Annotated in this window: 11 protein-coding genes and 1 pseudogene; 6 read left to right on the forward strand and 6 right to left on the reverse strand. The window is 71.0% G+C overall.

Going from position 1 to position 10279, the window contains the following annotated elements:
- From JM949_RS29335 to JM949_RS29345, 3 genes are all read right to left on the reverse strand, one after another.
- Positions 1-406 (reverse strand): maltotransferase domain-containing protein (locus tag JM949_RS29335; RefSeq protein WP_203151398.1); only part of this gene is annotated, 406 nt, incomplete at its 3' end.
- Positions 407-582: 176 nt separating this feature from the next.
- Entirely contained in the window at positions 583-1386 is an 804-nt protein-coding gene (locus tag JM949_RS29340) for a hypothetical protein (RefSeq protein ID WP_203151399.1), read from the reverse strand.
- A 67-nt stretch (positions 1387-1453) separates the two neighbouring features.
- Positions 1454-1681 carry a winged helix-turn-helix domain-containing protein gene (locus JM949_RS29345; RefSeq protein WP_203151400.1) on the reverse strand — a complete coding sequence of 76 codons (228 nt, stop codon included), beginning with the start codon at positions 1679-1681 and terminating at the stop codon, positions 1454-1456.
- A 254-nt stretch (positions 1682-1935) separates the two neighbouring features.
- Between JM949_RS29345 and JM949_RS29350 the strand changes: the two genes are divergently transcribed.
- Genes JM949_RS29350 through JM949_RS29360 form a run of 3 tightly spaced genes read left to right on the forward strand, consistent with a single transcriptional unit; the run spans position 1936 to position 3290 of the window.
- Positions 1936-2133 carry a hypothetical protein gene (locus JM949_RS29350; protein ID WP_203151401.1) on the forward strand — a complete coding sequence of 66 codons (198 nt, stop codon included), beginning with the start codon at positions 1936-1938 and terminating at the stop codon, positions 2131-2133.
- 16 nt (positions 2134-2149) lie between these two features.
- On the forward strand, positions 2150-2971 hold the full coding sequence (locus JM949_RS29355; RefSeq protein WP_203151402.1) for a helix-turn-helix domain-containing protein: 822 nt from the start codon (positions 2150-2152) through the stop codon (positions 2969-2971).
- A 10-nt stretch (positions 2972-2981) separates the two neighbouring features.
- Positions 2982-3290 carry a hypothetical protein gene (locus JM949_RS29360; protein WP_203151403.1) on the forward strand — a complete coding sequence of 103 codons (309 nt, stop codon included), beginning with the start codon at positions 2982-2984 and terminating at the stop codon, positions 3288-3290.
- Between the two features lie 20 nt (positions 3291-3310).
- Here JM949_RS29360 and JM949_RS29365 read toward each other — a convergent pair whose 3' ends face one another.
- Positions 3311-4561 (reverse strand): HNH endonuclease signature motif containing protein, encoded by a 1251-nt coding sequence (locus tag JM949_RS29365; RefSeq protein WP_203151404.1) that lies wholly within the window; start codon positions 4559-4561, stop codon positions 3311-3313.
- Positions 4562-4657: 96 nt separating this feature from the next.
- Between JM949_RS29365 and JM949_RS29370 the strand changes: the two genes are divergently transcribed.
- Positions 4658-5590 carry an inositol-3-phosphate synthase gene (locus tag JM949_RS29370; RefSeq protein ID WP_309232378.1) on the forward strand — a complete coding sequence of 311 codons (933 nt, stop codon included), beginning with the start codon at positions 4658-4660 and terminating at the stop codon, positions 5588-5590.
- Here JM949_RS29370 and JM949_RS29375 read toward each other — a convergent pair.
- Together JM949_RS29375 and glgA are read right to left on the reverse strand one after the other, a co-directional pair.
- Entirely contained in the window at positions 5562-6056 is a 495-nt protein-coding gene (locus JM949_RS29375; RefSeq protein WP_203151406.1) for a hypothetical protein, read from the reverse strand. The two genes, JM949_RS29370 and JM949_RS29375, sit on opposite strands and share 29 nt — an antisense overlap.
- 14 nt (positions 6057-6070) lie before the next feature.
- The gene (gene glgA / locus JM949_RS29380; protein ID WP_255545684.1) at positions 6071-7276 is read right to left on the reverse strand and encodes a glycogen synthase; all 1206 of its coding nucleotides are present in this window, start codon (positions 7274-7276) and stop codon (positions 6071-6073) included.
- A gap of 72 nt (positions 7277-7348) precedes the next feature.
- Between glgA and glgC the strand changes: the two genes are divergently transcribed.
- Both glgC and pgm read left to right on the forward strand, forming a co-directional pair.
- Positions 7349-8581, forward strand: a complete 1233-nt coding sequence (gene glgC / locus JM949_RS29385; protein WP_203151407.1) for a glucose-1-phosphate adenylyltransferase — start codon at positions 7349-7351, stop codon at positions 8579-8581.
- Positions 8582-8612: 31 nt separating this feature from the next.
- A pseudogene (gene pgm, locus JM949_RS29390) lies at positions 8613-10255 on the forward strand (phosphoglucomutase (alpha-D-glucose-1,6-bisphosphate-dependent)).
- The last annotated feature ends 24 nt before the right edge of the window (positions 10256-10279 follow it).

The raw sequence follows: 10279 nt of genomic DNA on the forward strand, positions 1-10279 counted from the left end.
CGGCCGGCACCAGCTCGCGGGCGGCGGCGAGCTCGCGTGCGCCCTCGGCCAGGTCGTTGGCGAGATCGGCCGGCCCCTGCCCGGCGGCGATCTTCTTGGTCACCGCGTTCTGCCAGGTCAGGTACGGGTCCTGGAACGCCTCGACGGAGAAGGTCCACGATCCGACGGTGTCCGGTGCGATGGTGGCGTGCCAGCGGTCCTGGCCGGGCTCGCCGGGGCGCATCCGGGTGAACGGGCGTTGCTCGCCGTCCGGGCCGCTCCACACCACGTTGCAGCCCAGCGCGTCGTGCCCCTCCCGGTAGGCGCGCGCCGACACCGGGACCGGCTCGTCGACCACCGCCTTGGCCGGGTACCGCCCGCACGAGACGACGGGGGAGACGTCTTCGATCGGGAACCGTCCTGTCACCCCGCCAACCTACTGTGCGAGATCTCTTCGCGCGCGGCCAAGCCTGCCGGTCCGCCCCGCCCCGGGGGACGCGTGGCAAGATCCGCGCACTTTCGGGGAAGTTGCTGCCTCACGACGCCCTCGACGCGGCAACTTCCCCGAAGTTGTGCGGATCTCCGTGGTGCCGGTCGGTGACATCAGGCGGAGTGCCCACGGTGGGGGGATGACCCTGCACCCTTGCCGGTGTTCGTCGCCCGCCAGGACGGCCAACCGTGTGGCCAGGTGTCGGGCCAGTTGTCGACTCGGGCGACCGTCGCGATCCCGCCAGGGTTGAGCACGTCTCGGGCGACCCGTTCGGCGACCTCGCTGATCTCCATCGCGGTCAGCGGCGCCCACCAGCCGAACCGCTCGAGCGCACCGTCGACCAGCGCCTGCGCCCGGTCCGGCGGGATGCCGGTGGCCGTGAGGAACCATCGCAGGGTGATCTTGCAGTATCCCTGCCAGCCGTCGTCGTCGACTACGGGGGCGGCGACAAACGTCATCAGCTGTGCGACGGCGGCCTCCCAGGCGGCGACGACGTCCGCAGCACCACCGGTCTGCGCAGCGTCGAGCGACGGCAGAATGTGGTCGAAACGCTCAGCCAGGCTCTCCAACCAGCGTCGCCAGGCCAGCAGTGAGTCGGCGACGAAGGCCGGCGCTTCAGCCGGCGTCGGGATGCGGTCGGTCACGAAGCCCAACTGCTCCCTCTCCACGGGCCCCCAGTGCCAGCGGTAGGCCCACTGGCCGTACCGGTCGGACAGGGGCACGCTGACGGCGTCGACCCAGGCGAACGCTTCTGATCCTCCGACCCATCCGCCGTCGCGAAAGGCCGGCCGGGGTGGTGGGGGAGGAACCAACGCCCGGACCGCCGCCGACATCTCGACCGGGTCGAACGGGCGCCGCGCCGGATCGACGTCCCCCCACGTTGCGAGAAGTGGCGTGCTCGCCCCGTCGTCCGCCATGGCTCAGCATGGTGGCAGCCGGCCATGCCGGCGTCGAGCCAATACCCGCGAGTGGTGGCCCAGGGAGTCAGGCGGGCGGGTTCGGTGCCACGAACGACCCCTTGCCCTGGTGCACCTCGATCCAGCCCCGCTCATCCAAGATCCGCAGGGCCAGTCTGATGGGCGTGGCGCTGGCTTTGTATTGCTCGCCGAGTTCGGCGATGGACGGCAACTTGTCGCCGGGCTGGAGCGTGCCGGACTGGATCGAGCGGATCACGTCATCGATGACCTGCTCGTATACAGGTTGTCTCGGCATGGCGGGGCCACCTCTCGTCAGCCCTCTGAGCATGCCATCGAACATGACACTCTGTGCATCCTGTGTTGACTCTGTACTCACTGCACTCTAAGTTGGATTTGAAGGTTCTCTCGTCAGCAGCGGAGCACCTCCAGGCGGTCAGGGCGGGTGGTGCCCCCGTGTCACCCACCCTGACCTGCATCCCCGCCATCCGTCGATCCCAGCACCCGACACCTCTATCACCCATCAATTCGTCGCGCCGCGAGGAGGCACAGTTGGACGAGCGTTTGCCGGATGGGCCGCTGCCGCCCGCGTACCCCATTGCCGGCGCGCGCCCTCCGCAGCCGGACGGGGACCGGGTGCCCGGTCCGCCAATTCCGGAGCGGGCGCCGCTCACCCGGCGGCAGTACGCCTACGGACTCGTGATCGCTGTGGTCGTACTCGTGCTGTTTGTGGTTGGGGTCCTGCGGTGAGGGCGACGGGCCGGCGGTGAACGAGTTGCCGGTGGGTCGCCGGGTCGCACAGTGGCGGGTACGGCGGAACATGACGCAGCAGCAGTTCGCCGACCGGCTCGGCAAGTCGAAGAGTTGGGTGGACAAGGTCGAGCGTGGGGTACGCCGGCTGGAGCGGGTGTCCAACCTGCGGGAGGTCGCCGAGACGCTGCGCATTGACGTGGAGGTCCTGCTGGCGGTCCGGCCCGTGCGGCCGACTCCGGTCGCCGCCGGGGTGGACGGGGTCCGGACGGCGCTGGCCCGGTACCACCTACCGGGCGCGGACCGCCCGCCGCTGGTCGAGGAGTTGCGGGCCCGGCTGGAGCATGCCGAGCAGAGCTACCGGCACGCCCGGTACCCGGCGTTGCTGGCCCTGCTGCCCGGCCTACTCGACGCCGCCCGCGAAGCGAACGCCGCCCGCCCCGGCGCGACGGACGCGCTGCTGGTGTCGGTGTACGCACTCATCGCGCTGGTACTGGTCAAGGTCGACCAGGGGGAGTTGGCCTGGTTGGCCGCCGACCGTGGAATGACCGCCGCCCTCGCTACCCAGGATCCGCAGGTGGCCGCCATCGCCACCGTGTCACTGAGTCAGGCCCTGCGGTCTCGTGGTCGACGGCGGTCCGCCCTGGACGCCGCGCTCGCCGCCGCTGACCGCATCGGCGCGCACGGTAGCTCCTCGGCCAACCTGGCGCTGCGCGGGACGCTGCTCCTTCAGGCCGCCCTCGCCGCCGCAGGCGGGGGAGACGAACGCCTCACCCGCCAGTCCCTCGACCAGGCCGCGACGATCGCCCGGGACGGCGGCCCGGGTCGCAGCGGTTGAGGTAGCCCAGGTGGTTGCCGACGCGACCCTCGGCGATGTCACCACGGCGACGGCCCGGCATGAGCGGCTGGTGGCCGGCGGCGAGTGGCGGTGGCTGCCGCCCGAGCACCGGGCCGCGTACCTGCTTGATGTGGCCCGCACGTACGCCCTGGCCGGTGACATGCGCCGCGCGGGCCGGGCGGTCCTCGACGCGGAGCGCACCGCCCGCAGTGAGGTGCACGAACGGCCGACGGCCCGGAAGCTGGTCGCTGTCGTGTGGCGGTCCGCCGACGCGCCGGTCGGCCTGGCCCAGCTCGCCGCCACCCTCCACGTCACCTGACCGGGCAGCGGCGTCGTTGGCTATCTGCGTCGGTGGTAGTGGTTGCGGCGGGGGAGTTGTTCGGGGTCGAGCCAGGCGGGTGGCACGAACTCGGGGTGGCCGTCGCCGCCGAGCCGGACGGCCCAGCCGCCGTGGTGAACGTGTCGGTGGTGGTGGCCGCAGAGTAGGACGGCGTTGTCGAGGCTGGTGTCGCCGCCATCGGCCCAGTGCCGGATGTGGTGGCCGTCGCACCAGCGCGGTGGGCGGTCGCAGCCGGGGAAGGCGCAGCCCCGGTCGCGCAGCACCAGGGCGCGGCGCAGCGGACCGCTGATGAGTCGGCGTTGCCGGCCGACGTCGAGCACCTGGCCGGCGCCGCCGAGCACGGCGGGCAGGATGCCCGCGTCGCAGGCCAAGCGGCGCACGGCCTCGGGGGTGAGGTGCGGGCCGATGTCGAGAGCGCCGGTGCCCACCTGTCGGGTCAACGTGTCGTAGTTGGTGGTGACGACGACCTGGGCCAGGTCGCCGCCGTTCTCGGGTAGCTCACCGGTGCGCAGGGCGAGCCGGCACACGTCGGCCAGGGCGTCGTGACGGCGCTGGCCCGGGGTGCGGGTGTCGTCGGGGCCGGTGGGTGCGGTGAGCGGGTCGATGGCGTTGCGCAACGCGGCGGCGGCTTCGGTGTCGAGGATGCCGGTGAGGCGTAGCCGGCCGTCGGTCTGCTCGCTGATGGTGATGTGCCGATCTCGGGCGGCCCGCGACTCCTGCGCCCGCAGCGCCGCCTCGGCGGCGGCGTCGGCGACCTCCGGGGCGACGTGGTCGAGGATCCGGGTGCCGAGCTTGCGCAACAGGGTGGCGTCGAACTGCGTCGCCCAGTCGACGAGAACGCCGACGGCCTTGTCGGCGGCCTCCGTGCCGGCGGTGGCGTGGACGGTCTCGACCGTCTCGGCGATGACCCGGACCTGCTCCACGTCGACCGCTCCACCGGTCAATGCGTCCCGCACCCCGACTGGGGCGGCGTCGAGGGTGGCGGCCAGCTCGACCAGCCGCCGGGCGGCACCGACCCCGAGACGCAGCCGGTCCCGCAGCCACACCGCCGTCGAGGAGGCGCCCTGCGCCGTGGCGGTGCCCCGGCCGTCCAGCTCCCGCACGAGACTCAGCTTGACCGCGGCCAGCCGTTGCTCGAGGCGATGCGTGGCATCCAGCGCCGCCACGAGATCACGCTCGTTGGCGGCCCAGACGGACGTGTCGAAGCAGGCTGCCACGGCGGCCTCGGCCTGCTCCAACGCATCGATCACCACCAAAGACTAGAACAGGTGTACGACATCTCCCGCTGTCGGCGGGGGCACATCACCGAGCCGAGGGTGACGTAGCCTCCGGCCATGATCGAACGGGTGAGAGTCGCGGTTGTCGGGGTCGGAAACAACACGTCCGCACTGGTGCAGGGTCTTGCCCTCTACCGCCAGAGCGGCAGCCTGGTCGGAATCCGCAGGCCGATCATCGACGGGCTCGGGGTGGGGGACATCGACATCGTCGCAGCCTTCGCCACCTCGAAGGAAAAGATCGGTCGGGACCTGACCGAGGCGATCTTCCTGGCGCCCAACAACTTCCCTCGGCTGAACTGCGACCTGCCCAGAGCGGGTGTGCCGGTCACGAAGGGCCTCGTCGACGCGAGCGAGGTGCAGCGGGTGGCAGCGGCGCTGGCCGGGGCGGAGGTGTTGCTCTACTCGGCGCCGAGTGGCCGGCCGGAGACCGCCCGGGCGTACGCCGCGGCAGCACACAAGGCGGGTGTCGCCTTCATCAACACCACCGCCGACCCGGTCGCCCGCGATCCACAACTGATGGACAGCTTCGAGGCTGCCGGCCTACCGTTGCTCGGCGACGACCTGGCGAGCCAGTTCGGCACCTCGGTGCTGCACAACGCGCTGCTACGGCTGTTGGAGGAGCGGGGCCTCACCCTGGTCAGCTCCTACCAGGTCAATCTGGGCGGCACCGAGGACTTCCGCAACCTGGTCGAGAACCCCGACACCAAGAAGCGGTCCAAGCTCAACGCGTTGTCGGCGGATGACAAGGTCCAGGTGGCCCCGCTCGGTTACCTGTCACAGCTGAAATCGCAGAAGGTGGCGCACCTCAACCTTGAGGCGCAGGGCTGGGGTGAGACCTCAGTGAGCCTCGACGTGAAACTGAAGGTGCACGATCCGAGCGGTGCCGCCGGGGTCAACATCGACCTGATCCGCATCGCCGCCAGCGCGCTACGGAACGGGCGTGGTGGTCACTCTGCCGAGGCGACGTCGTTGCTCAAGTCGCCGCCGGGGACGGCGATCTGAGACCGGTGGTGAGCAGGCCCCTGATCCGCGCGTACGCGGCGGCCATCTCCGGGCTGGCGAGGACGTCGTCCAGGTCGGCCGAGACCTGGAAGTCGACCTCCTCGACCGAGCGGATGGCCAGCTCGTACAGCTCCCCGCGCCGGTCCTCCTCCAGGTAGGTGGTCCAGTGTTCGAGAGCGGTGATGACGATCAGCAGCCCCTGATCCAGGTCGTCGTCCGCGAGGATGCCCGCGTCGATCCGGGTGAGCTGAGACCGTAGCTCGGCCGCGCCGGCCGTCCGGACGTTCTCGCGGGCGCTGGCCAGCGCCGCCCAGGCGTCCTCGGTCAGCTCGTCCTCCGCGGCGCTGTCGAGCAGTTCGCTGCGGACCAGCCGGGTGACTGTCTCAATGCCGAAGACGCGCAGCTCGTCCTCACCGGCCGCGACGACCAACGCAAGGATCGCCGCTTCGAGTTCGTCGTACCGCATCTCGTCCGTGCTCCTCAGGCCGCGCCGACCGAGCGGTACACGTCGAGTGTCTGCCGGGCGATGGCGTCCCAGGAGAAGTGCTCCACCGCGCGCCGCCGACCGGCCAGGCCGAACCGTTCGGTGCGCGTCGGGTCGGCGAGCAGCGTGTTGATCGCCGCCGCCAGATCGGCGACGAACTTCTCCGGAGCCAGTGGGGTGCCGGAGCCGTCGGTGGCCTGCTCGATGGGCACCAGCAGACCCGTCTCGTCGTCGGCCACCACCTCGGGGATGCCGCCGGTGGCGGTCGCCACCACCGCCGTCTCGCAGGCCATCGCCTCCAGGTTGACGATGCCCATCGGCTCGTACACCGAGGGGCAGACGAAGACGGTCGCGTGGGTGAGCACCTGGATCACCTCGGGCTTGGGCAGCATCTCGGCCACCCAGACCACGCCGGAGCGGTTGGCCCGCAGCTCGGCCACCAGCTCTTCCACCTCGACCGCGATCTCGGCCGTGTCAGGTGCGCCGGCGAGCAGCACGAGCTGGGTGTCCGCCGGCAGCTCCCGGGCCGCCCGCAACAGGTACGGCAGGCCCTTCTGCCGGGTGATCCTGCCCACATAGACCACGCTGGGACGAGCCGGGTCGATGCCGAGCCGCTCCAGCACGTCGGTGCCGGAGTCCGGCGTGTACTGCACGGTGTCGATGCCGTTGTAGACCACCCGGACCCGGTCCGGGTCGATCTGCGGGTAGGCGGCGAGCACGTCGGCGCGCATGCCCCGGCTGACCGCGATCACCGCGTCGGCGGCCTCCATCGCGGTGCGCTCGATCCAGGAGGAGAGCGCGTAACCGCCGCCGAGCTGCTCGGCCTTCCACGGCCGCAGCGGCTCCAGGCTGTGCGCGGTCACCACGTGCGGCACCCCGTGCAGCAGCTTCGCGGTGTGCCCGGCCAGGTTCGCGTACCAGGTGTGGCTGTGCACCACGTCGGTGCCGGCCGTGCCGGCGGCCATCTCCAGGTCCACGCCCATCGTGCGCAGCGCGGCGTTCGCGCCGGTCAGGCCGGGCGGTTCGGGGTACGCGGTGACGCCCGGCTCGGTGCGCGGCTGGCCGAAGCAGTGCACCCGTACGCCGGCCAGGCGGCGCAGTTCCCGGGCCAGGTACTCGACGTGCACGCCCGCGCCGCCGTAGACCTCCGGCGGGTACTCGCGGGTGAGCAGATCGACGCGCAGCGGGGTGGGTTCCGTCATGACCCCGCACCCTAGTCCAGAAGACTCCCCGTACGAGTGGTGAAGTGGGGCGAGGGTGGATAGCGTCGGGGCATGGCTGCCAAGGTGCTCGCGATCGTCCTGGCGGGTGGGGAGGGCAAGCGCCTGATGCCACTCACCACGGACCGGGCCAAGCCGGCCGTCCCGTTCGGCGGGATGTACCGCATGGTCGATTTCGTCCTCTCCAACCTGGCCAACGCCGGCTATCTCAAGATCGTCGTGCTGACCCAGTACAAGTCCCACTCCCTCGACCGGCACATCACCAAGACCTGGCGGATGTCCACGCTGCTCGGCAACTACGTCACCCCGGTGCCCGCGCAGCAGCGTCGTGGCCCGTGGTGGTTCGCCGGCTCGGCCGACGCGATCTACCAGAGCTTCAACCTGATCAACGACGAGCAGCCCGACTACGTGATCGTCTTCGGCGCCGACCACATCTACCGGATGGACCCCCGGCAGATGGTGGAGGACCACATCGCCTCCGGCGCCTCGGTGACCGTCGCCGGCATCCGTCAGCCGCTGTCGATGGCCGACCAGTTCGGCGTCATCGAGGTCGGCGAGGACGGCCGGAAGATCCGTGCGTTCCGCGAGAAGCCCACCGACGCGGTCGGCCTGCCGGACGCGCCCGACGAGATCTACGCCTCGATGGGCAACTACGTCTTCACCACCCGCGCCCTCTGCGAGGCGGTCGAGCGGGACGCGGCCGACAAGACCAGCAAGCACGACATGGGCGGCAGCATCATCCCGATGCTCGTCGAGCGGGGCGAGGCGAACGTCTACGACTTCCGCGACAACGAGGTGCCGGGCAGCACCGACCGCGACCGTGGCTACTGGCGCGACGTCGGGACGCTCGACTCGTTCTACGACGCGCACATGGATCTGATCAATGTGCACCCGGTCTTCAACATGTACAACTTCGACTGGCCGATCTACACCGAGCAACTGCCGTGGCCACCGGCGAAGTTCGTCCACCAGTGGGGTGAGCGGGTCGGCCGCGCGGTCGGCTCGATGGTCTCCCCGGGCGTGGTGATCTCCGGTTCGCTGGTGGAGAACTCGATCGTCGCGCCCAAGGTGCGGGTGCACTCCTGGGCGCACGTCGAGGGTTCGGTGCTGATGGAGGGTGTGGAGATCGGCCGGCACGCGGTGGTCCGGCGGGCCATCCTGGACAAGAACGTGTTCGTCCCGGAGGGCGCCGAGATCGGCGTCGACCTGGAGAAGGACCGGCAGCGCTACACCGTCTCCGACAACGGCATCGTGGTGATCGGCAAGGGCCAGCAGGTCGAGCCGTGACCGACCCGCACTCCCCGAGGAGGAACCCGCAGTGACCCACCCCCGTGCCGGCCAGCCCGCCGAGCCCGCCGACCTGGTCGACGTGCCGCGCCTGGTGACCGCCTACTACGCCGAGCATCCGGATCCCACGGACCCGGCGCAGCAGGTCTCGTTCGGCACCTCCGGGCACCGCGGTTCCAGCCTGCGCAACGCGTTCAACTCCGACCACATCCTCGCGGTCACCCAGGCGCTCTGCGACTACCGGCGGGAGCAGGGCCTGGACGGGCCGCTCTTCCTCGCCCGCGACACCCACGCACTGTCCGCGCCGGCCGCGGTGGACGCGCTGGAGGTGCTCGCCGCCAACGGGGTCACCGTGCTGGTGGACAGCCGGGACGGCTACACCCCCACGCCGGCGCTGTCGCACGCGATCCTCAGCCACAACCGGGGGCGGACCAGCGGGCTCGCCGACGGCATCGTGATCACCCCGTCGCACAACCCGCCCGACGACGGCGGGTTCAAGTACAACCCCACCAACGGCGGGCCGGCCGACACCGACGTCACCCGGTGGATCCAGGACCGGGCCAACGCGATCCTGGCCGCCGGGCTCAAGGAGGTCCGCCGGATCACCCACGCGCGGGCCCGGGCCGCGGACACCACCGGGGAGTACGACTTCCTCGCCCACTACGTCGACGACCTGCCCTCGGCGATCGACATCGACGCCATCCGCGACGCCGGGGTCCGGATCGGCGCGGACCCGCTGGGCGGGGCGAGCGTGGCGTACTGGGGTGAGATCGCCGAGCGGCACCGCCTGGACCTGACCGTGGTCAACCCGACGGTCGACCCGACCTGGCGGTTCATGACCCTGGACGGCGACGGCAAGATCCGGATGGACTGCTCCTCGCCGAACGCGATGGCCTCGCTGATCAGCGCTCGGGCCAACTACCAGATCTCCACCGGCAACGACGCGGACGCCGACCGGCACGGCATCGTCACCCCGGACGCCGGCCTGATGAACCCCAACCACTTCCTGGCGGTGGCGATCGGTCACCTGTTCCGCACCCGTACCGAGTGGGGGCCGGCCGCCGCGGTCGGCAAGACCCTGGTCTCCTCGTCGATGATCGACCGGGTCGCCGCCGACCTGGGCCGGCCGCTGTTGGAGGTGCCGGTGGGCTTCAAGTGGTTCGTGCCCGGCCTGCTGGACGGCGCGGTCGGCTTCGGCGGTGAGGAGAGCGCCGGGGCGTCGTTCCTGCGCCGCGACGGTTCCACCTGGACCACCGACAAGGACGGCCTGCTGCTCTGCCTGCTCGCCGCCGAGATCCTGGCCACCACCGGGCGCAGCCCGAGCGAGCACTGGGCGGAGCTGGCCGAGCGCTTTGGCGCGCCCGCGTACGCCCGGATCGACGCCCCGGCCACCAGGGAGCAGAAGGCCGTGCTCGGCAAGCTCTCCCCGGAGCAGGTCACCGCCACCGAGCTTGCCGGTGAGCCGATCACCGCGACGCTGACCACCGCCCCCGGTAACGGCGCACCGATCGGTGGCCTCAAGGTCAGCACCGAGTCCGGCTGGTTCGCCGCGAGGCCCTCCGGCACCGAGAACGTCTACAAGATCTACGCCGAGTCCTTCCGGGGCCCGACCACCTCAAGCAGATCCAGGAAGAAGCCAAAACCCTGGTAGACCAAGCCCTGACCCAGGCCTAACCCCACCCCCACCCCACCCCTGGG

It is taken from the genome of Micromonospora tarensis (assembly GCF_016803395.1).
Lineage (GTDB): Bacteria > Actinomycetota > Actinomycetes > Mycobacteriales > Micromonosporaceae > Micromonospora > Micromonospora tarensis.

Excerpts from the sequence above, each read along its gene's own strand:
- JM949_RS29345 (WP_203151400.1), bottom strand. The coding sequence starts at position 1,681 with ATGCCGAGACAACCTGTATACGAGCAGGTCATCGATGACGTGATCCGC.
- JM949_RS29340 (WP_203151399.1), bottom strand. The coding sequence starts at position 1,386 with ATGGCGGACGACGGGGCGAGCACGCCACTTCTCGCAACGTGGGGGGAC.
- glgA (WP_255545684.1), bottom strand. The coding sequence starts at position 7,276 with ATGACGGAACCCACCCCGCTGCGCGTCGATCTGCTCACCCGCGAGTAC.
- glgC (WP_203151407.1), top strand. The coding sequence starts at position 7,349 with ATGGCTGCCAAGGTGCTCGCGATCGTCCTGGCGGGTGGGGAGGGCAAG.
- JM949_RS29375 (WP_203151406.1), bottom strand. The coding sequence starts at position 6,056 with ATGCGGTACGACGAACTCGAAGCGGCGATCCTTGCGTTGGTCGTCGCG.